Consider the following 21,537-nt stretch of genomic DNA (forward strand, 5'->3'; position numbering starts at 1 on the left):
TACGGAGAAGGTGAAAGAATGAGAATAGTTAGTCAGGATGGATGCTATGACATTCCTTATGACCAGGCAGTTCTTAATAGAATCGGCACCACTATATCCGCTAAGACGAACACCGGAGATTTAATTCTGCTTGCTCAATACCACAAGGAGGAAAAAGCGATAAAGGCTATGGAGATGTGTGCAGGGAAATATGAAGCTTGGGAAGTGACTGTTTTTAAGTTTCCGAAAGATTCGGAGGTAGAAGTATGAGAAGAGAGAATACGAGAGATTTTTCACAGTGCCGGAAGTGTGGGGCACGGATCCTGTTTATGCGGATGAAATCCGGAAAGAGTATGCCGGTAAACCCACAGTTCGTAAACTTCCGGAAAGATGGTGGTAAGGACAGGATTGTCCTTGCCAACGGAGAAGTAACATCCGGAACGATCGTTGCTGATCTGATTGAGGCGGACGGTTACGGATATGTATCACATTTCGCAACTTGCGAATATGCACAGACATTCAGGAGGAAATAGAAGAAAATGATCAATTTTGTAATAAAGCATGGGTGCAGCACAAAAGAGGGATGGACAGATGTAGTGAGTGCTGAGACTGTCGGAACATATACAAAGTTCAGAGGAAAAGGGCTTTTCCAGGAGGAAGAGAAACAGGTGATCCGCCAGAACGTTACCAATGTATGGATCAAGGCGAGCGTATCTGCCGGAGTCGTGAGTATTCATGACCGGAACAGAGATCAGGCACTCGCAGTTTCCATTACAGAAATGGCAGCGGTTCTGAATGAGGCTTTGAGAATCGGAATGGTAAAGAAAGAGAGGTAACAAGATGGTCTGGAAAATAACAATTCTGTTATGGGCATTGGTACTGATAGGGTCCTACTTTGTAAAGTGCAGCATTTCAAGAGAAGAAAGAATCAGAGCGTCATATGGTGGAAATATCAAACTGACGCCAGGAAGAATCGTTTATTTGATTTTAGTATTTGCTTCAATCATTATGACCTTTGCAACGCTGGTATGGTTCCTGTTTTTTAAACTGTAAATAAAAATCCCCTGGTGCCATATGGCAGACAGAGGATCTCCAAAAATATTCGCTGATAAAATTATAAATTGAAGATCCGAAAAAGTCAATGCACGGACACCAGGGAGGTAATAAGATGGGAAAAGGCACACCGGGAAAACCAAAGACAGTAAGACTGAGTCAGGACGAACTGAGAGAACTCTGCCAGAAAGCGGTGGAGGATGGCGTATCGAAATATATAACATTGCAAAATCAGAAGAAAAAACAGGAATGGAGGGGCTTGCTATTCCGGACTAAGAAGCTACTGGAGAATTACACGAAGTTAAAAGACTATGCAGAACAGGCAGTGGTCACTCTGGAACAGGCGGAGGAAGTCGATGAAACGTTAGTGAACATGGACGTGCTCACAAAATTCAAACTGTTCGAGGATGATAAGACCTTACATAGACAGCTACGGGGAGTAAATGCTGTGAAGTTTATCATGGCCCATGTAGATCGGATGCTAGAGGTTTACAAGAATAACTGCCTGAACTCATCTCAGGAGGTTATGCATAGACGATGGTTCGTGATCGAATATATGTATCTGGAGAGAGAGGATGCTAAGAAAACGACAAAAGAGATCGCTGAGATTTACCAGACAGATCTCAGTAACATTCAGAAGGACGCAAAAGAGGCAAGAAACGATCTGACTACATTATTTTTTGGGTTGGATGCGATGGTTTTATATGAGATCCGGGACTAATTTCCGTTTTTCTTCCTTTGACTGTCATTTCAGCCGATGATATAGTGTAAATTGCAAATTAAAGCGAGGGAAACCGGACTTTCATTTGCATGGTGCTGTGGTGTATTCATTCTTTTCCCATGACCCCCCAGGCGTCTGCGGATGCCTGGGGACTCCGAGGGAATATGATGCACAGCAGAATCTTCCTCGTATTGACGTATAGATTCTTCCTAAAGAGACCGTGTCAGATTGATGCGGTCTTTTTATGTTGCCAGAAAGAGGAAAGGAGTAGCACAGAGCATGGGAGAAATGAAGAATGAGAAAAGAATTGAAGTGATCGAGAATTTCCCGGTACAGAAGATTAAAAACGGTTTCGGGAATCCAAGGAAGATCCGGAAGAAAAAAGCGGAGGAGTTGCAGCAGTCATTAGATACTCTGGGGGATTTTGGCTTGATCCTGTTAGATGAAAATGACAATGTGATCGCCGGTAATCAGCGAGTGGAACTGATGAAACGGAATGATCCGGACGCCAAGGTACTTGTAAAGAAATTACACGGCTACACAGAGTCCGAGTTGAGGGCAATTAACATCAAGGACAATACACATGCTGGTGAGTGGGATATGAACCTGTTGTCGGAATGGACAGCGGATCTGACCCTGGATCTTGGTATCGAAGCAAAAGAAAAAGGTCCCAAGAATAAGAATCTGGATGCAATGGAACATCTGCGGTATGAGCAGTACGATTATGTGATGATCGTATGTCGGAATGAGGTGGACTATTTGAATCTGATTCGTGATCTTGGATTGGAAGGAAAGAAGACCATCGTAACGCCTACTCGAAAGATTAAGGCAAGAGCGATCTGGTATGACGATGTAAACGTTAAATTGGAGGCAAAAGAGAAACCAGAAAATAAAGGATGGGGAATAGATGGAGTATAGAGAATTACAGTTTGCACAGCTAAAGAAAATTGCGGAGTCTACGGGTAGAAATCCGGTGTATTTGTTCAATGCAGACCGTTTTATCAGGAACTTCACGGATTTGCAGAATGAGTTCCGGAAAATCTATCCGAACACAAGAATTGCATACAGTTATAAAACCAACTTTATTCCGGAAATCGGGAAGTTGGTTGATAATCTGGGTGGGTATGCCGAGGTAGTATCGTCTATGGAATACGAGATAGCCGGAGAGGCAGTCTTATGTGATAGTGAGCGGATCATTTACAACGGCTTACTTCCGGAGGAGTGCATGTTGGCCAATCTGGAATTGGGAGGAAAGGTCAATGTGGAATCCATGGAGTGCCTGAACTATGTTCTGGAAAACACAAGCGGAGAGGTGAAAACCGGGATCCGTATTGGAGCACCGGACAGCCGTTTCGGATTTCAGGAATCAGAGCTTTTTGACGTTTTGGCCAGAATTGTAGCAGCAAAGAAAAAGGTAGCCGGGATTCATTGCCATGTTGGAGGCAGCCGGAGTCTGGAAACTTGGAAGAAAAAGACACAACGTATGCTGAGAATTGCAAAAGACATCGAGAATATCCTGAGATATCCACTGGAGTATATTGACCTTGGCGGTCACCTGTACGGCAGAATGGACGATGATCTGAGAAAGCAGTTCGGAGAGGATGTCCCAACATTCCAGGACTACGCTGAGACAGTAGCAACCATGGTTCGGGATGCGTACAAGGATAGAGGATCCATGCCGCAGCTGATCTTAGAACCGGGAACGGCTCTGGTGGCTGATACAGTGGATATTCTGGCAACCGTTCAGAATGTGAAGAATCGGAAAGAAAAGAAAGTGGCCACTCTGAACGTTAGCTCGTATGATTGCGGAATGGTTGCAGATTATAAGGATTTGACCGTTGAAAACATTACTGATCCGGATCAAAAAGGCAATGTTCCAACTGTGATATGCGGTTATACATGCATGGAAGAAGATTATATCAGCCGGAACTACCCTGGAGCATTAAAGACAGGAGATAACGTGTTGATCCGGAACTGTGGTGCCTATTCGGCATCCATGAAGGGAGACTTTATTTTCCCACCGATTGGTATGCTGATGGTAAATGATAACTACGAGGTCTTAGGACTGATGAAAGAACATGGCCGGAGCAGAGATGCTGTTGAGCGATGTGTGGTAGGAGGAAAACGATGCGTGATTTGACAGTGCTGATAACGGGATGCTCGAAGCATTCCAAGGAGATTGTAGACTGCCTGGTGAGGAATGAGGACGGAAGAAAAGTGAATATTGTCGCAGTAAACATGGACGGAAACAAATTATTACGACATGGAACGACATATCAGTATATAGCCCCTCCGATTACGGATCCGGGCTATATTCCGTTTTTGAAGAAAGTCTGCAAGGAAACTCACACGGATATTATAATTCCGTATATTACAGCAGAATTGGAGCTTATGGCAGGGCATAAAGAAGAGTTCGGACGGATGGGAGTAAAAGTGTCTGTAGCGAGTAAAGAATCCCTGGCGATCCTGAACAATAAAGAGAAGTTCGGGGAGAAGTTTGGATGGTATATGCCGGGGCAATGTGTTACAGATGATGTCCATACCGCAAAAGTAGTATGTGAGGCACACAAAAATAAGAAAATGAAATTGTGCTGCAAGATATCTGGGAAATGCGGAGGAACAGGGTTCTGCATCGTTGATAATGAGAAAGCATACGATATCACGCTGTTTAACCGTTGCGGAGTCAACCGCTACATATCTGATCAGGATCTATACAAGATCATAGAGAACGGGAATAGGGTGATCCTTCAGGAATACGTGGAAGGGATCGACTACAGCGTGTGCGTGCTGGCGGATCACGGAAATGTGTTGGCTATGGCTGGGTATGCTGGGTTTGATATGGAATTTGGCGCGGTAGTAAACGGACAGATCATTACCAACGAGAAGGCATTTGAAATAGCAAGAATGATTGTAAAAGAATTAGGAGTAGATGGGAACGCCTGCTTTGATTTCATTTTAGAGGGCGTGACCGGAGAGATGCTGAAAAGCATGACTGTTGAATCCGGAATGAGAACAATGCAAACCGCTCCGGTAAAATTACTGGAATGTAATCCGAGAATCAATGCATCTATTGGATTCTGTTGGCATGCCGGAATGAACCTGGTGTATCTCCGGTGCAAACAGCTTCTGGGAGAACTGGACACGCCAGATCTTATCATTTCCCATCGGCATTTACAGGAAGGGTTAAGGATGCAGAAATATTATGAGTCAGAATATTACATTTAACATTTATTGCATGTCTTACATGCGACCTCATGCAATCATGACGGAAAAGGTATTTGAATACTGTACCTACGTTGTTAGAGCTGAGGAGGAAGAGGCGTACCGGAAAGCCGGGGTAAAGAAGATTCTGGCGATACCGGAAGGCGAGGTTCACGATTTCATGTCAACGTTCTACTGGATCATAGAAAATACTCCAGAGGACGTTATTTGCATTGTGGACGATGATGTAAAAGAAATGCTTTACCGGATGGACTATAAAGCACCGATCCGGACAAAGACCGGGGAACTGGATCAGGAAAGAGCAACGGCGGAGTGTGAGAGGATCGCACAGGTCCTATATGATCTGGATTTAGGGCTTGCCTATGACAACCCACAACCGGCTCCGTATGTTTACCATTCCGAATGGCAGTTCAAAGCAATGCCGGGACATATCCGGTGGGTGAACAAGGCAGCATTTAAAGCCAAGTACAATCCGGAGGATCCGGCCACCAGTGATATAGATATGGCGATGCAGGAATTACTCCTGAACAGGGTAATCTTACAGCCGGTATATTATTGCACCCAGGCAACCATGGACACCAACGACGGATACGCAGAACCGAGATCGGTCCATGAATCCATCCAATATGCCATGATGAATAAGTGGGGGCAGTATTACGACTTTGATTTTAAGAAGAACACAGCCAGGATAAATGTACAAAGATAACAAATGTTGGGGTATATATGCCGTGCTATTGCTGAAAATGGAAGAATGGTTACAGAACGCTTGTTCGATTCCTGGGAGAGCGGTAAGATAAAGTCAAGAAAAGAAACCACACACCAGGAGGAGAAAAACATGGGATATAATATCAAGACACCGAACGGTTATGATCTATTTGAAATGTCTTCCATGATTCAGAAGGCAATCAGAAGATCAGACATTCCACATGCGGCATACGCAGCAAACGAACTTGGAGGGAAATACAGAAAGTACCTCTGGAAGAGATTGCTGACCGTATCTGCGGAAGACTGCTACGGGATCATGACGAAAGAAATCGTAGCATTACAGCAGGCAGACGAGTACGTAAACAAAAAAGCGAAGATCGGAGAGACGAACGATCTGTTCATCGCAAAGGCAGTGATCTTACTGTGCATGGCACGGAAGAACCGGGATGCAGACTACGTAGCCTGTAATTTCATGTGGGGAGACAGGAACCTGACGGAAGAGGAGTTTAATCAGTTCGTTGATTATGAACAGGTGGAAAATCTGAGAATAAGAGATGCAAGCGACATCCCTGGGTATGTATATGACGTTCATACCTGGAAAGGAAAGAGAGCTGGCAAGACGGAACTCGATATGTTCCGTGATGAACAGGAGGCACTGGCACCCCGACAGATGAACCTATTTGACTATGGAGACTGGGGCGGATATTTCGGGCACATGAAACAGGAGGGAAAACTGGACAGAAGGACAGAGAGCCGACTGGAAGAGTTCCAGAGGGGAAAGACAACAGACCCCACCAATAACGGAACCACGTGGACACCGGAAACATACGAAGCAATCAGAATGAAATAGGGAGGCGGAAACCATGACGAAGAAAACAGATATCGTAAAAGAGGCAATCAAGACAGGGGACTTCAAAAAGGCATTGAGAATTGCAAAGGATTTCAGGATCAATGTGACGAAGGAACAGAGAGAGCGGATGGCGAGAGCATACGAGTGCATCGTACATCCGGAGTTTTACAGACAGATCGGGTTCGACGTCATGGAGACAATCAACTTAGGAGAACAGACAGTGGCGCTGTTATACGGCGAATAAGCTGCGAAAAATTAGATAGACATAAAAGACATTGGAAAGAGTCTGATATAGCCTACATGAGGCTATACCGGGCTCTTTTTGCATAGCAGAAGAGAGGTGGAGGTGTGGCCAATGAGCAAAACTTAGTGCAGAATCGAACCCGAGCGGAAGCCGAGGAGCTGAGTCGAAAAGGCGGAATTGCATCCGGGAGGGCAAGACGTCAAAAAAGGGATCTGAGAGAGTCCATGCGGAAGATCTTGGAGCTCGGAATATCTCCCAGACAGAAAGAACAGCTTGAAGAGTTAGGAATCAATTCTGAAGGTTGGTCCCTTGGGGATGTCATGAACATAATGGCGGTTCAGACTGCTATGAAGGGGAATGTATCAGCAATGGCCTACTGCAGAGATACTGCCGGATATAATCCGGAGTTGCAATTACGAGAAGCACAGTTCGAATATGACAAGAAGCAGAAGTCCGGAGAGGGCGTTGAGATTGAGGACCTCTCAGACATCATAGAAAAGATATGGGGTTACGATCAGTGGCTGGCTATGCTGAATGACGGAATCCCTGTTTTGCTTACAAAGCAAGTACCATATGTATTCGCAGATGTTCATCTGGAATACATCCGGAAGTGCCAGGATAACATGTACAACATTCTGGAAGGGGCTGTTCGATCAGGAAAGACCGTCGATCATGTTTTGGCATTTGCGAAAGAATTATGTGACACGCCGGATAAATTCCATCTGGCGACCGGTTCGACCATGGCAAATGCGAAGCTGAATATTGGTGATGCAAACGGATTCGGACTGGAGCACATCTTCCGGGGGCAGTGCAGATGGACATCTTACAAGGATAATGATGCATTGGCTATCCGTGGTCCATATACAAATTTTAAAGAGAAGATCGTGATCTTTGCCGGTGGTGGCTCATCTGCCAGTTATCAGAAGATCCGAGGAAACTCGTATGGTATGTGGATCGCAACGGAGATTAACCTACACCATGACAACACCATCAAAGAGGCTTTTAACCGTACTATCGCTTCACACAGGCGTAAAATATTCTGGGACTTGAACCCAGAACACCCGAAAGCGGCAATCTATGTAAATTACATTGATAAGTACGCAGAGAAAGCCGAAAAAGGAATACTCAAGGGCGGTTATAATTACGCCCACATGACATTGTTTGACAATATCAACATAACGGAAGAGAGACGGGAAGAGATCATAAGCCAGTACGATCCGGATAGTATCTGGTATATCCGGGATATTCTGGGTAAGCGATCCATTGCAGATGGTCTGATCTACACCAAGCTGGCTACGTCGATAGCTGCCAAGGACGGCAGATTCAGGATCCCGAAAGAGATCGCACAGGCAATGGCTCAGAAGGGCGAAATAATGAGAATCAATATAGGCGTTGACTTTGGAGGAAATGGATCCGGTCACGCCTTTGTTGCGTCTGGAATAACACAGGGGTTCGATAAACTGGTCGTTTTAAAGAGCCGGAGATACGTCGAGGGAGGTTTTGATCCTGATTCAGGGGAGAAGATACTGGACGTAGATCCTAAAAAGCTGGATAAGCTGTTTATACGCTTCGTGGAAATGATTATTGCAGAGTTCGGATATGTCACGAAAGTATATGCCGATTCTGCTGAACAGGTTTTGATTCGAGGATTCAAGACAGCCCTGGCAAAGAACGGCATGGGCAACATAAAGATCGTGAACGCCGCAAAAGGCAAGATCACAGACAGAATTTTTGCTACTACGTCATTGGCAGCACAAGGCAGACTGGCGATGACTGATGATTGCGAATCTCTGGAAGAGGCTTTTAGTATGGCTGTTTGGGATCCGAAGAGTCTTAAGCTTGATCGTTTGGATGATGGCACGAGTGACATTGATACACTGGATGCATTTGAGTATTCGTGGGAGCGTGACATTGGAAAATATATCAGAAAATAGGTGGTGATGATTTGATTGCAGACATTATAAGGAGGGTGGTAGGAAAAATGTTTCCTAAACAGAATTTAGAGCGGAAGCTGGACGTGCAGATAGCAACATCCGGAGTAATGGATAATGCTATTTCTCTCTGGCTTCAAATGTATGAGAATAAGCCTCCATGGATGGGAGGAAAAGAAGCTGTCAGGACGATGAATCTTCCGGCAGCAATCGCAGAGGAGTTTTCCCGACTGATCCTGACGGAATTTGAGTTCAAGTTGGAGGGAAGTGCCAGGGCGGACTTTATCAACAAGCAGTTCCAGAATTACCTCAGCAATTTTGACAATATTGTGGAAATGTGGGGAGCACTTGGAGGGATTGTCATTAAGCCGTATGTTTCCGGACAAGATCCGGTGACCGGAAAACCGGACAAGATCCAGTTGGATTTTATCCAGGCTAACCGATTTTACCCGACGGCTTTCAACAGCAATAAAGAGATCACAGGAGCTGTCTTTATTGATTCTAAACGTGTGGGAGATTATCTCTTTACACGCCTGGAGCATCACAACCTGGAGGGGGATCACTACACAGTAGTAAATAAAGCATACAGATCTGAGAGGTTAAACACGATGACAACCGAGGACGATCAGATCAGCGTGGAGCACCCATTCATGCAGGAAGTTCCACTGGAGACAATCGAGGAATGGGCTGGACTGGAGCCAGTAACGGAAATGGACGGGATCGAAAGACCGTTCTTTTTGTATGTAAAGGTTCCGAGAGCGAACAACATTGATCCTCATTCACCTTTGGGAGTGTCCACGTTTTCCAGAGCTGTTGAAGTGATCCAGGAAGCAGATCTTCAATACTCCAGAATCTTGTGGGAATATGAGGCGAAAGAGGCTGCTATTGATGCATCGGATGATATCTTTGATATCGACCAGAACGGGCAGCCAATTCTTCCGAGTGGTCGGGAAAGGTTATTCCGTACCTACGATATGGAGGGAAAGAACAATAATGCCATGATACAGCCGTACAGTCCGGATATCCGGGACAGTGCCATGTTTAAGGGATTGGATGAATTACTCCGTAGAGTAGAGTTCTTGTGTGGTCTTGCTTACGGAACCCTATCCAACCCGAATCAGGTTGACCGGACAGCAACAGAGATCAAAGCATCAAAGCAGAGATCCTATACCACGGTCAGCAATATGCAGAAAGCGTGGGACAGTGGCTTGGATGGACTGATTGAGATCATGGATATGTTGTGTGATCTGTATGATATCGTGCCGGACGGTGAGATCCAGAAGCTGTGCTCCTGGGGGGATGGCGTTCTGGAAGATACAGAGGTTGAGTATCAGAGACGATGGGCTATGGTACTTGCTGGCAAGTTGAAGATAGAGAAATTCTACGCCTGGTACTTTGGTTGTACAGAGGAAGAGGCGAAAGGATATATCCCGGAGGAGAACACATATCCACCGGAGGAGTAGGAGGACAATATGGTAATGGTAGGTAAACCGGAATATGATCCGGTTTTTTTTATGTCCATTCATCAATGCAGAGACTGTGGATCTGATCCACCGGAATGCACGGATGAAATAAAAAGGTCATGCCCCTTTTACTATATCCGGAATGATCCGGAAGAACAGGAAGTCAGCCGATGCTGACACCGGAATATCTGAACTCATGCACTGACTATCTGCTAGGCATGTATGACGCACTGAATCAATCCATAGCCGAGGATATCGCCCGTAGGATTGTAAAGACCGGACAAATGACCGATAGTGCGAAATGGCAGATAAAACAGCTCAGGGAGAACGGAGAACTGATGGAGGACATCGTGAAGGACGTTGCCAGGATATCAGGAAAGTCGCAATCTGAGATTAAAAGACTTTTTCAGGATTCGGCAAGAACCGGTGTGCGATATGATGCACAACCACTTCTGAAAGCTGGTTATGATATCGACCTGAAATTATCTCCGGCAATGAACCAGGTATTGGAGGCTGCCATTGCGAAAACCAATGGAGATATCCGAAACCTGACCATGACAACCGGAGCGACCACAGGAGGCTTATATATGGAGGCAACCAATCTGGCATACATGAAAGTGACTTCCGGCGGATTTTCGTACTATGAAGCAATCAGGGCGGCCATCAAACAGGCTGCGGAAGATGGAGGATATGTTTTGTATGGAAAAGGAGCCAGGACACAGCTTGACGTTGCGATCCGGAGATCTGTATTAACCGGGCTGAATCAGACGGCAGCGAATCTGACAGAATTATATGCTGAGGACATGGATGTGGAATATTACGAGACTACGGCTCATGCCGGGGCAAGACCTTCTCATGCTGAATGGCAAGGGAGGGTTTTTAAAATTCAAGGATCATCTCCAGATTATCCGAATTTCGTAGACTCGACCGGGTACGGATCAGGATCCGGACTATGTGGGTGGAACTGCCGACACAGTTTTTATCCATTCTGGCCTGGAATATCCAGTCCGGCATACTCAAAAGAGAAGTTGGCAGAATATGACCGGGCGAAATACTCATACAACGGCGATATGCTGACGGATTATGAGTGCTCCCAGATCCAGCGAAGTTATGAGAGAGATATCCGGAAGATGAAACGTGTGCTATCCAGTTATGATGCTGCTATCAGGGAATCCAGAAGCGAAGCATTGCAACAGTGCATCCAGGAAGATTTTACATCGGAGAGCGTGAAGCTGAAAAAGAAGGAAAGGGAATTGAAATCCTTCTGCAAGGAAACCGACCGGAGCTATGACAGTGCCAGAACCCAAGTGGTGGCGTACAAAGATAGTGAAGGAAGGATTGTCAATTTTGGAAGATCCACAGCTCAAAAGGCTGTATGGGCGAATAAAAAATCAAATTAGGAGGTCAACTATGATTATCACAGGAATGGCTCACTTCGAGAGTGTAGCACAGAAGAAACTCGTTGAATGGTACCACAAGAACAGACCGGAGGTTCAGATCGACCTTGGAAACGTATTCGTGGTATGGTCATGCAAAACACTCCAGAATTACAAGTGCCTTGCATCTACGACTATCAGCGGAGATGGCATCTATGCTGAGTACACCTATAACGGGGACAAGCAGGAACTCTACGAAGATGTATACGGTAAAATAACTAATACATGCCATACAGAAGAATAGGAGGTACAAGACCATGAAGAAACTATTTATTTCTCAGCCGATGAAAGGAAAGTCTGATGCAGACATCCTGGCAGAACGCCAGAAAGCTATCAAGAGTGCAGAAGAGAAGATCGGAGAGCCAGTAGAGGTTATTGATTCTTTCTTCCAGGAAGCTCCGGTAGATGCAAAGCCACTCTGGTTCCTTGGAAAATCCCTGGAACTTCTGGCTGGTGCTGACATTGCCTACTTTGCGAAAGGCTGGCAGGATGCCAGAGGATGCAAGATCGAAAATACATGTGCTATTGAGTACGGTATTCCGGTCATTGAAGATTACACAGCAGAGTAGAAAGGCGGTGATCCTGATATCTCCCACCTATGGGTGAAATAGGCGGAGGATAAGGCGATCAACGTAACAGGATGAACAAATATCCACATAACCGAATAAAACGCATACACGAGGCGATACGAAGCTCTCATGTATAGATTTGGAAAAGGATTGTCAATAAAAGGCGGTCCTTTTCTTTTGCCCTGTGATATGGCATATAAACTGTCTCCTTCTCTTGCGTGCGGAGATATAAATGCACGATAGCAGTGCCGGAGTGAACCGGAATCTAAACGAAATCAGCGAAAAGAAGAAAGGAAGGTAAGTAGAAATGGCTTACGAATTTTTGAAGAAACTTTTTGGAACCCCGAAGGATGGCGAAGCGCCTAAGGCAATGACCTATGAAGAACTGGAGGCTGCGATTGATGCAGACAAGAAAATCCAGGTCGTAGATATCAAATCCGGAGGCTACGTATCGAAGGAAAAACTGGATGCCAAGATCACGGAACTTGATGGAGTCAAGCAGCAGTTGGCAGATGCCAATACAGAAATCAAGTCCTATAAGGATATGGACATTGATGGTATTAAGCAGTCTGCGAAAGACTGGGAGACCAAGTACAACGAGGACACCAAGAAGCTGAATGACCAGTTGGCAGCTCAGAGTAGATCCCACGCCGAGGACATGTTCCTCTCTGGATATAAGTTCACATCAAAAGCCGCAAGAAAAGGCGTGCTGGATGAACTGAGATCCAAACAGTTCCAGTTGGACGATAACGGAACATTCCTAGGGGCAAAAGAGTTCATGACCTCCCTTATGGAGGATGAGGACTACGCAGGAGCATTTGTAACAGAGAAACAGAAACCGGAAGGCGGAGACGGTGCCAATGGTGGAGAAGGAGGAAATGGGGCTGATGGAGCTAACCAGAAACCACAGCCACCAAGATTTTCTCAGGGATCCAACCAGAACAACCAGGGCACACAGAATCCGTTTCTTTCAGCAGGCTTCGGATTTACGAGAATCCGGCAGCCAGAAAACAGCAAATAGGAGGTAATAATTTATGGCAACATTAAACTACGCAACTCAGTATCAGCAGGCACTGGAACAGGAGTTCCCTTATGTACTTTACTTCGGAGCTCTTTTTTCAACTCCGAACAACGGCAGATATCGTTGGGTAAATTCCCGTGTGATTGAGATTCCAACGATCTCTACAACTGGACGTGTGGACGGAGACAGAGAAACAATCGGAACCAAGAAACGTAATTTCAACAACTCTTGGACACCGCTCACTCTTGAGAACCACCGTAGCTGGCAGACACTGGTTCATCCGAGAGATATTGACGAAACCAATCAGGTAGCATCCATTGCGAACATTACTCGGGTATTCAACGATGAACAGAAATTCCCAGAAATGAACGCTTACTGCATTTCAAAGATCTATTCCGAATGGACTGGAAAGAGCAAGACAGCAGATAAGACAGTTCTTACTACGGAGAACGTTCTGGAGGTATTCGATAAGATGATGACCGACATGGACAATAACCGTGTACCGAGAGCCGGACGTATTCTGTACGTAACACCGGAAGTTCGTACCCTTATCAATAACGCAAAACAGATCTACCGTACCTTGGATGTTAGCACACAGTCTCAGACGATCCGCCGGGCTGTAACATCCATTGATGAAGTAGAGATTCCGGAAAGCGTACCGTCAGATATGATGAAGACAGTGTACGACTTCACTACCGGTTGGGAAGTGGACACTACTGCAAAACAGATCAACATGTGCTTGATCCATCCGACAGCAGTAATCACTCCGATTTCCTACGAGTTCGCTAAGCTGGATCCGCCGTCTGCTGGATCTGAAGGTAAGTGGGACTACTTCGAGGAATCCTTCGAGGATGTGTTCGTACTTCCGAACAAAGTAAATGCGATTGCATTTAACGTGGAAGCCTAAGAAGATTGACAGGCCCTGTGCAGAAATGCACTGGGCTTTGTTACAGAAAGGAGATTGACTATGCTTAAGGCAAGAAAAGGAAACAGGGTAGTAAAAATCCCAGACGAAAAGCAGAAGACTTATATCGCTCTGGGGTATTCCATTACAGACATGGACGGGAATATGATCCATGAACACGTAGAACCTTCTGAAAAGCTGGAACAGGCAGAGGAAGAGATCCAGGATCTGAAAGCTAAAAATGCGGCTTATGAAAAAGAGATTAAGGATCTGAAAGCCCAGATTGCTGCTACTGACAGTTCTGCTCAGGCAGATACACCGGCTCCAGAATTAAAGAAAACCAAAAAGGCAGTCTCTAAGGCTACAAAGTAAGCCATAGAGGCTTTTTGATGGTTTGACTATAAAATCTACGGGAGGTGTATTAAAAATGTCTGACGAGGCTATACGGGCGCCATATGCTGACTACACTTACTATCAAAATGAGTATAGAGGCACAAAGGTGGACGAAAAGACATTCGGGGAAAATCTTAAGTGGGCGACCGCACTGGTTGACATGGTAACCTTCGGACGGGTGAAACGTCTGGAGGAGATCCCGGATTGTGTGAAAGACGCTGCGTGCTGTGCGGTAGAGAAGTATACAGATTATCAGAAACTCCGGGCTCAGGAATTGAAGTCTGAGAGTAACGATGGCTATTCAGTGACATATTCCGATGCCGGGAAAGAATCAGATATGCGTCAGGATGTAATCTCTGATATAAAGACCTACCTATCCGGAACCGGTCTGACATACAGAGGGAGGTCGAAAAAATATGATGACTAACCAGGACATCACTATTTTTAATCTGCGGTTGAACAAGGAAAGCCGGAGGGAATATTTTATTGCCACCAATATTTCGGCGGTATCGTTCGTAGATACGAGATCTTCCGGTGGGACAGCCTCAGAACGTTCGGAGAATTTACATTTCCGGATCAGGATTCCGGTAAATGCAGAAGTGCAGGATTCCCGAACGTACATCTCAGAGGACAAATACAAGCTCCTGGACGATGACGAGGCTAAGAAACATTGGACACTACAGAAAGGCTGCTACATCATCACCGGAAATCTTCCGGAGGGTGACAGTGGCAGTGAAATTACATCTGAGCAGATCCGGGACTACCTGGATCTGTTTCAGTATGATCGTGATATCGTCCATGTTACCGAGTATTCAGATAATACCCGGAGGGGATCTGATGCCGTGAAACATTGGAGAATAGGAGGCGCATAATGGCTTTTAAACCGATAACAGCACCACGAGGAACTATCATCCAAGGAAAGAATGGCAAAGCAGAATTAAAGTGGGATCCGTCATTTGTCCCGAATAGAAACCAGAAATTCGACCGGATGCAAAAATTTGTTGATTCTGAAGTACTGCGGAGATGCAGTCCCAGAGTACCATTCCAAACTGGAGCGTTAGAGAAATCCGGAAAACTGGGAACCACAGTAGGAAGCGGAGTTGTGGAGTATATTGCTCCATACGCAAGGATGCAATACTACGGTACTGCTGAAACGAGATCCTACGATCCGAACAGAGGTGGAAAGTGGTTTGAGCGAATGAAAGTGGCGGAGAAATCCGAGATCCTGGAGGGTGCGAAGAAAATAGGAGGATAACATGGCAGATTCAATTCTGGAGGGCATTGTTGAGCACATCAAGAAATGCCCTCTTTTGAAAGATGGAGTGTTCCGTGTGGACGCCATGGGAGATCAGGCTGTGGAGTATGCAGTTGAAACTGGAATCTTTGATCCCGTTGTGCAGCGGTATGTCAACGGGGATGAACTGAGACAGTATCAGTTCAATTTCGGGAGTAGAGAGTATTATTCCATGGATCGGCTCCAGAATATCCAGAACAGTGCGTTTTATGAAAAATTCGCTGACTGGATCGAAGATCAGAACCGCAAGGCAATCTTTCCGGATCTACCGGAGAATTGTTATGCGGAGAAGATAGAAGTGCTTTCCAACGGGTACATGTTTGATGGATCCATGAGGAACGCACGGTACCAGATACAATTAAGATTGTTATACCAGAAGGAGGTAGCATAAGAATGGCAAAAAGAACAGCAGTATTGCGACACATGATTGCTGATTACCTGAACGTAGGTACTTCCGATAAACCGGAGTACGTACTTATGGGAACCGGCTTTACAACTCTGGACGAAAGCCCGGGTGCACAGACAGACTCTGTGAAATACGTAAATGAGAAGAGCTCTTCGTCTTCCATTACTGGATATGAAACCAGTTTCGCATATGAGGCGGAGCACATCCAGGAGGAAAAGGCTGTGGATGCTCTGTATATGGTTGGAAGAAACCATTATACCGGATCTGATGCCGAGTTTGACTATATCAGAGTTGAACTCTGGAACAAGGGAGCTGGAGAAAACGAGTTTGAGGCACGGAAATTCCTTGTGGCTTGTGAAGTGTCTGATTATTCCGGGGAAAATAAACAGGTCTTGAAAGGGAACCTGAACGCAGTTGGGGATCCGGTCCTTGGCACATTTAATACCGAAACACGAACATTTACAGAGGCTGCTGCGTAGGCGGCCTCTCATTTTATAATTTCAGGAGGTAAGAAGAATGAGTAAAGTAACCATTAACGGAGTAGAACTTGAACTGAATCTGTTAGATGCAGATGTTGTAGAAAAATTTGAGGAACTGAACCAGGAAATCATAAAAAAGATTCAGGATCCTAAGGCGTATGAAGGCTTGTCAAATGCTGATGGAATGAGATATCAGTGTACGTGTGTGAATGAATACTTCGATGGGCTGTTTGGTCTTGGAACGGCAAGCAAGGTATTTCCTCCGAACAACGATCTGGGAGTTCGAATGGAAGGATTTGCACAGGTTTCCGTATTGTCCGGGGAGGCAAAATCCTTTATGGATAATCTTACTGACAAATACGGGGTTGGCAGAGTTCAGAACAGACAGCAGAGAAGATTTGACGAGAAGAAAGCCGGCAAGAACAAACGAAAGAACAGAAATAATTTTACTGCCGTGAATAATGGCTAATATCATTCTTGACGTACTTCCTGAGACGGTAGAAATAGATGGTGTGGAGTATCAGATCAATTCTGATTTCCGCATTTCTATTTTGTTCGAGTTACTCATGCAGGACGATGAGGTGGGAAAGCGTCAGAAACTTATGAGTGGGTTGAGGTTATATTACCCAGTGGTTCCGCAGAACCTGACAGAGGCGGTCGATAAAATGATCTGGTTTTACAGATGCGGCAGAGAGGCAGAAGAGGATCGCCCTGGAAAATCAGGAGGAGGCAGAGCAAAACAGGTATATTCTTTTCAGTATGATGATGATTATATCTACGCAGCTTTCCTGGAACAATACGGCATTGATTTACAAGATGTGGAAGATCTTCATTGGTGGAAGTTCAGGGCACTATTCAAAGGTCTGAGAGAAGATACGGAAATCGTGAAGATTATGGGGTACAGAAGTATAGAAATAACCTCCAAGATGCCAAAAGAACAGAGAGAGTTCTATAAAAAGATGCAAGCTATACATGCTCTTCCGATCCCGGATGCTGAAAAGGAGGCAAACGATCTCCTGACAGAAGCTCTATTGCACGGTGGAGATCTTACGGGATTGGTATAAGGGGGTGGCTGCATAGTTTGAAAATAGACAGAAAGAAATTTACCCAGGTAGTTTGTCCTGCATGTGGGTATCGGATGCCTCTTTTCTTTACGGAGGAGGCGGAATGCGAGGGAGTGCAAGTAGCCTGCAAAGGGCGAAAGTGCTCCCATATTTTTGAAGTAAAAATAAAAAACGGACAACAAATTATTAAGTAGAGCCATCATGAGCCGATAATTCATTGTTTGCCCCTTGTAAAGTGAGGTGAAAACATTGGGCTATGATGGCACACTAAAATTTGACACATCTGTAGACTCCTCCGGATTCCAGTCTGGAATCAAGAAGATCGGCTCTCTTGCCTCGTCAGCATTAAAAACCACGACATCAATTATCGGTGGAGCGGCTACGGCTGTGGTTGGAATTGGAACGGCTGCAATTAAAGCAGGAGCGAGTTTTGAATCTGCCATGTCCAAGGTGGAAGCTATCTCAGGTGCTACCGGATCCGACTTGGAAGCCTTGACTAACAAGGCAAAGGAGATGGGAGCCAAGACAAAATTCTCAGCCACCGAATCTGCGGAGGCTTTTTCCTACATGGCGATGGCCGGATGGAAGACCGCCGACATGTTGGATGGTATCGAGGGTATTATGAACCTCGCAGCAGCATCCGGAGAGGATCTGGCCACAACCTCAGACATTGTAACGGATGCATTAACGGCGTTCGGCTTGAAAGCGAGTGACGCCACACACTTCGCCGATGTACTTGCAAGAGCATCATCTAATTCCAATACGAATGTAGGCTTGATGGGTGAGACATTTAAGTATGTAGCACCCTTGGCCGGAGCACTCGGATTTTCTGCGGAAGACTGTGCGACAGCAATCGGTCTGATGGCGAACCAAGGAATTAAGGCTAGTCAGGCAGGTACGTCTCTGCGAAGTATCTTTTCGAGGATGGCGAAGCCGACCAAGGAAGTTCAAGGAGCAATGGACGCACTTGGAATATCTTTGACAAATACCGATGGATCCATGAAGTCTCTGAATGAGATTATGCTGGATCTGAGAAAAGGCTTCTCTGGATTGACAGAAGATCAAAAGGCTCAAATGGCTGCCGCTTTAGGTGGCCAAGAGGCTATGACAGGCTTGCTAGCGATCGTCAATGCATCCGATGAAGATTTTGATAAGTTGTCAAATTCCATCGAGAACTGCGATGGCGCAGCAGCCGAGATGGCAGAGACCATGCAAGACAACCTGAATGGTCAGATTACGATCTTAAAATCAGGTCTGGAAGGTCTTGCAATCTCCTTGTATGAGGAAATGGAGACACCATTAAAAAATGTCGTCAAAGAAGCGCAGACGATGGTACAAGGGCTTCAACTGGCATTTAATGATGGCGGTATGGATTCCCTTGTAACAAAAACAGGGGAGGTTATGTCACAGATCGTAACCGAGGTGGCACAGGCAGCACCGGAATTGATTGGTACTGCGGAGAATCTGGTGGGGGCTTTTATCCAGGGCATCGTAGATCATAAGACAGAATTTGCATCTGCCGGAGCAACGATGGTTGCAGAGTTGGCACGTGCGGTTATGAACGTTTCCGGTGACATGTGGTCGGCCGGAATTTATCTGTTTACAGAGTTCCTCCAGGGATTGGTAGACCATTCCGAGGAAATGGGACAATCTTTCGGCGAGATGATCGGAAAGATTGGCGAGGCAGTTCAGACGAATTTGCCATTGATTATCCAGGCAGCGAAAGATTTTGTCGCTGGGTTCTGTCAGGGACTGAGTGAAGAGTTTCCTGGCGTGTCTGCATTGTTGAATGGATTCTTCCAAGGATTCTTAGATACGGCAGGCACAATTGTTCAGGGGATCGTTGATCTACTCAGTGATATTTTCTCTGTAATTGACAGTCAGGATCCGGCTGTTATGGAAGCGATTGGAAGAGCGATCGGAGCGATTGCAGCAGCAATTGTGACTATGAATGTCGCAAAAAAAGTAACCAAACCCATATCCAGTCTTTTTTCTGTTCTGGGAACATTTAATGGCGGAGTTTCCAACATCGTTAGTACGGTCGGAAAGGTAGTTGAAGGATTCGGTCTCTGGCGTATCAAAGCCGGCACGTTATCGGAAGTTCTGGAAGCAGAATTTCCTACGTTTGCTAGTAAAATATCACCGATTACCGGTGTAGTCGGAAAGATCGTTGAGGGATTTTCTCTCTGGCAGGGTGGAGCCGGAACCCTGATGGAAGTTCTGACCTTAGAATTTCCTAAGGTAGCAAGTATTCTGACCTCTATTGGAGGAGTGGTTCAGAAAGTAATCGGATTTTTCGCTGAGTTCGGAACAACCATTGCCGGAGTTGGCTCCATTATAGGCGGAGCGATTCTGGCAGTTACAAATTTCGTAAGCATGTTCCAGAATGGATTCAGCGTCGTAAAAGATATCCTGATGGGCGTTGGTATTGCCCTTGCTGCTGTCGGAGCGGTAATCTTAGGAGCACCGGCAGTCGTAGCTGCTGTGGTTGCCGGAATTGTTTTCGCAGTAGCGAATCTGGTGATTCTGATTAAGGAACACTTCAACCAGATTGTCAGCTTTATTCAGCAGATTCCGGAAAAGGTAGGTAGCTTTGTAGATGCTGTTGTGGCATGGTTCCAGGAATTACCCGGAAGGATTCTGGAGTTCCTGACTCAGGTTATAACTGGAATCCAGGAATGGGGTATAAATCTCTTTGAGACAGCATCAGAGACAGTAGGGCTTGTCGTTGATACGATTGTTCAATTCTTTGCAAATCTGCCCTACAATATCGGATTCGCCCTTGGCTTCGTAATTGGTAAGTTACTCGAATTTGGAACCAATGCTATAAACTGGGTACAAACGAACGTACCACTCATTATTGATGCAATCGTTACGTTTTTCAGCGAACTTCCGGGAAAGATCTGGACGTGGCTGACTGACACTTACAATAAATTTATCGACTGGGGAGCTCAGATGCTCCAGAAAGCACAGGAGGCAGCCGAGAATGTAATTAATACGATTGTCACATTCTTCTCACAATTACCTGGAAAAGTGCAACAATGGCTCCAGAACACGCTCCAGAACCTCGTTACCTGGGGATCGAACATGCTGAACAATGCCAGAACGGCTGCAAGTAATACGATCAATGCGATCGTAAACTTCTTCTCTCAGCTTCCGGGAAGGATCTGGACATGGCTGTGTAATGCAGCAGCAAGAGTCGTTGCCTGGGGATCAGACCTGATGGCGAAAGGACGGGCGGCAGCCGGTCAACTGGTATCTGCGGTGTTGGATGGAGTTCGGAACTTACCTTCTCAGATGGCACAGGTTGGCCATAACATCGTAGCTGGTGTATGGAGAGGTATCAGCAATGCTGCTGGTTGGTTTAAGAGCCAGGTTAAGAGCTTCTTTAGCGGTATCGTAAACGGTGCGAAAAGTGCCCTTGGTATTAAATCCCCATCAAGAGTATTTGCGAAGGAAGTCGGTAAATGGATCCCACCAGGAGTAGGAAGAGGTATGGAAGATGCCATGCCTGAACTGGAGAAGCAGACAGAAGAAGAGATGAAATCTCTTGCAGATCGGATGCAGGCTGCTGTGAATGTGGAAACCGGAAGAATTTCTGTGGATAAGAATGTCAGCACGACATATAAGGTTGAAAAAGATACACAGGGAGTATTCGAGGAAGGAACCACGACGGTAGAGATTACCGGAGAGACGCACGTACATGTAGATTTGAATGATCGGGAAATCGGAGATGCAACAACGCCGATTGTCGATGAAAACATGGCAAGAATTGATACACACAAAAAGAGAGGAGGCTGATC

General features: G+C 45.7%; 28 protein-coding genes. All 28 read left to right on the plus strand.

Annotated features, from left to right (window positions below; all coding sequences use genetic code 11):
* Positions 1-18 precede the first annotated feature (18 nt).
* The 28 genes from KGMB01110_RS12615 to KGMB01110_RS12745 all read left to right on the plus strand — a co-directional run bounded on the left by KGMB01110_RS12615 (position 19) and on the right by KGMB01110_RS12745 (position 21,535).
* Positions 19-249 (plus strand): hypothetical protein, encoded by a 231-nt coding sequence (locus KGMB01110_RS12615; RefSeq protein WP_119298650.1) that lies wholly within the window; start codon positions 19-21, stop codon positions 247-249.
* Positions 246-512 (plus strand): hypothetical protein, encoded by a 267-nt coding sequence (locus tag KGMB01110_RS12620; protein ID WP_119298652.1) that lies wholly within the window; start codon positions 246-248, stop codon positions 510-512. The genes KGMB01110_RS12615 and KGMB01110_RS12620 overlap by 4 nt, the downstream gene beginning before the upstream one ends.
* Before the next feature lie 6 nt (positions 513-518).
* The gene (locus KGMB01110_RS12625) at positions 519-815 is read left to right on the plus strand and encodes a hypothetical protein (protein WP_119298654.1); all 297 of its coding nucleotides are present in this window, start codon (positions 519-521) and stop codon (positions 813-815) included.
* A gap of 4 nt (positions 816-819) precedes the next feature.
* Positions 820-1,032, plus strand: a complete 213-nt coding sequence (locus tag KGMB01110_RS12630) for a hypothetical protein (protein ID WP_119298656.1) — start codon at positions 820-822, stop codon at positions 1,030-1,032.
* 115 nt (positions 1,033-1,147) lie between these two features.
* Complete coding sequence (locus KGMB01110_RS12635) at positions 1,148-1,753, plus strand: hypothetical protein (protein WP_119298658.1); 606 nt, start codon at positions 1,148-1,150, stop codon at positions 1,751-1,753.
* Between the two features lie 279 nt (positions 1,754-2,032).
* The gene (locus KGMB01110_RS12640) at positions 2,033-2,671 is read left to right on the plus strand and encodes a ParB N-terminal domain-containing protein (RefSeq protein ID WP_136626692.1); all 639 of its coding nucleotides are present in this window, start codon (positions 2,033-2,035) and stop codon (positions 2,669-2,671) included.
* Positions 2,661-3,893 (plus strand): type III PLP-dependent enzyme domain-containing protein, encoded by a 1,233-nt coding sequence (locus tag KGMB01110_RS12645; protein ID WP_119298662.1) that lies wholly within the window; start codon positions 2,661-2,663, stop codon positions 3,891-3,893. The genes KGMB01110_RS12640 and KGMB01110_RS12645 overlap by 11 nt, the downstream gene beginning before the upstream one ends.
* Complete coding sequence (locus KGMB01110_RS12650) at positions 3,881-4,978, plus strand: ATP-grasp domain-containing protein (RefSeq protein WP_170141726.1); 1,098 nt, start codon at positions 3,881-3,883, stop codon at positions 4,976-4,978. Before KGMB01110_RS12645 ends, KGMB01110_RS12650 begins: the two co-directional genes overlap by 13 nt.
* A complete protein-coding gene (locus tag KGMB01110_RS12655; protein WP_119298666.1) occupies positions 4,956-5,681 on the plus strand; it encodes a hypothetical protein in 726 nt (241 codons plus the stop codon). Before KGMB01110_RS12650 ends, KGMB01110_RS12655 begins: the two co-directional genes overlap by 23 nt.
* A 129-nt stretch (positions 5,682-5,810) precedes the next feature.
* Positions 5,811-6,530 (plus strand): hypothetical protein, encoded by a 720-nt coding sequence (locus KGMB01110_RS12660; RefSeq protein WP_198411026.1) that lies wholly within the window; start codon positions 5,811-5,813, stop codon positions 6,528-6,530.
* Positions 6,531-6,543: 13 nt separating this feature from the next.
* Positions 6,544-6,774 carry a hypothetical protein gene (locus KGMB01110_RS12665; protein WP_119298668.1) on the plus strand — a complete coding sequence of 77 codons (231 nt, stop codon included), beginning with the start codon at positions 6,544-6,546 and terminating at the stop codon, positions 6,772-6,774.
* Positions 6,775-6,899: 125 nt separating this feature from the next.
* Positions 6,900-8,708, plus strand: a complete 1,809-nt coding sequence (locus KGMB01110_RS12670; protein ID WP_330508231.1) for a terminase large subunit domain-containing protein — start codon at positions 6,900-6,902, stop codon at positions 8,706-8,708.
* A gap of 47 nt (positions 8,709-8,755) precedes the next feature.
* Positions 8,756-10,168: a phage portal protein gene (locus tag KGMB01110_RS12675; protein WP_119298670.1), complete on the plus strand. Its 1,413-nt coding sequence runs from the start codon at positions 8,756-8,758 to the stop codon at positions 10,166-10,168.
* 9 nt (positions 10,169-10,177) lie between these two features.
* On the plus strand, positions 10,178-10,345 hold the full coding sequence (locus tag KGMB01110_RS14955; RefSeq protein WP_156085446.1) for a hypothetical protein: 168 nt from the start codon (positions 10,178-10,180) through the stop codon (positions 10,343-10,345).
* Positions 10,339-11,568: a phage minor capsid protein gene (locus KGMB01110_RS12680; protein WP_119298672.1), complete on the plus strand. Its 1,230-nt coding sequence runs from the start codon at positions 10,339-10,341 to the stop codon at positions 11,566-11,568. The genes KGMB01110_RS14955 and KGMB01110_RS12680 overlap by 7 nt, the downstream gene beginning before the upstream one ends.
* A 10-nt stretch (positions 11,569-11,578) precedes the next feature.
* Positions 11,579-11,848, plus strand: coding sequence for a DUF6275 family protein (locus KGMB01110_RS12685; RefSeq protein WP_055267672.1), 270 nt, complete (start codon positions 11,579-11,581; stop codon positions 11,846-11,848).
* A 13-nt stretch (positions 11,849-11,861) separates the two neighbouring features.
* Complete coding sequence (locus KGMB01110_RS12690; protein ID WP_119298674.1) at positions 11,862-12,173, plus strand: hypothetical protein; 312 nt, start codon at positions 11,862-11,864, stop codon at positions 12,171-12,173.
* Between the two features lie 307 nt (positions 12,174-12,480).
* Entirely contained in the window at positions 12,481-13,194 is a 714-nt protein-coding gene (locus KGMB01110_RS12695) for a phage scaffolding protein (RefSeq protein WP_119298676.1), read from the plus strand.
* 13 nt (positions 13,195-13,207) lie between these two features.
* Positions 13,208-14,101, plus strand: coding sequence for a capsid protein (locus tag KGMB01110_RS12700; protein WP_119298678.1), 894 nt, complete (start codon positions 13,208-13,210; stop codon positions 14,099-14,101).
* A gap of 60 nt (positions 14,102-14,161) precedes the next feature.
* Positions 14,162-14,470 carry a hypothetical protein gene (locus KGMB01110_RS12705; RefSeq protein WP_119298680.1) on the plus strand — a complete coding sequence of 103 codons (309 nt, stop codon included), beginning with the start codon at positions 14,162-14,164 and terminating at the stop codon, positions 14,468-14,470.
* Between the two features lie 127 nt (positions 14,471-14,597).
* Positions 14,598-14,918, plus strand: a complete 321-nt coding sequence (locus KGMB01110_RS12710; protein WP_119298682.1) for a head-tail connector protein — start codon at positions 14,598-14,600, stop codon at positions 14,916-14,918.
* Positions 14,908-15,363 carry a hypothetical protein gene (locus KGMB01110_RS12715; RefSeq protein ID WP_119298685.1) on the plus strand — a complete coding sequence of 152 codons (456 nt, stop codon included), beginning with the start codon at positions 14,908-14,910 and terminating at the stop codon, positions 15,361-15,363. Before KGMB01110_RS12710 ends, KGMB01110_RS12715 begins: the two co-directional genes overlap by 11 nt.
* Positions 15,363-15,746, plus strand: a complete 384-nt coding sequence (locus KGMB01110_RS12720; protein ID WP_119298687.1) for a minor capsid protein — start codon at positions 15,363-15,365, stop codon at positions 15,744-15,746. Before KGMB01110_RS12715 ends, KGMB01110_RS12720 begins: the two co-directional genes overlap by 1 nt.
* Position 15,747: 1 nt before the next feature.
* Positions 15,748-16,176, plus strand: a complete 429-nt coding sequence (locus KGMB01110_RS12725) for a hypothetical protein (RefSeq protein WP_119298689.1) — start codon at positions 15,748-15,750, stop codon at positions 16,174-16,176.
* A 2-nt stretch (positions 16,177-16,178) separates the two neighbouring features.
* Positions 16,179-16,670: a hypothetical protein gene (locus KGMB01110_RS12730; protein ID WP_174714256.1), complete on the plus strand. Its 492-nt coding sequence runs from the start codon at positions 16,179-16,181 to the stop codon at positions 16,668-16,670.
* Between the two features lie 37 nt (positions 16,671-16,707).
* Positions 16,708-17,139: a DUF6673 family protein gene (locus tag KGMB01110_RS12735; RefSeq protein WP_119298691.1), complete on the plus strand. Its 432-nt coding sequence runs from the start codon at positions 16,708-16,710 to the stop codon at positions 17,137-17,139.
* A complete protein-coding gene (locus KGMB01110_RS12740; RefSeq protein ID WP_119298693.1) occupies positions 17,132-17,734 on the plus strand; it encodes a bacteriophage Gp15 family protein in 603 nt (200 codons plus the stop codon). Before KGMB01110_RS12735 ends, KGMB01110_RS12740 begins: the two co-directional genes overlap by 8 nt.
* A 249-nt stretch (positions 17,735-17,983) precedes the next feature.
* Positions 17,984-21,535 carry a phage tail tape measure protein gene (locus KGMB01110_RS12745; protein WP_243112832.1) on the plus strand — a complete coding sequence of 1,184 codons (3,552 nt, stop codon included), beginning with the start codon at positions 17,984-17,986 and terminating at the stop codon, positions 21,533-21,535.
* The last annotated feature ends 2 nt before the right edge of the window (positions 21,536-21,537 follow it).

Origin of the sequence: Mediterraneibacter butyricigenes, from assembly GCF_003574295.1 — a bacterium.
Taxonomy (GTDB): Bacteria; Bacillota; Clostridia; order Lachnospirales; family Lachnospiraceae; genus Mediterraneibacter_A; species Mediterraneibacter_A butyricigenes.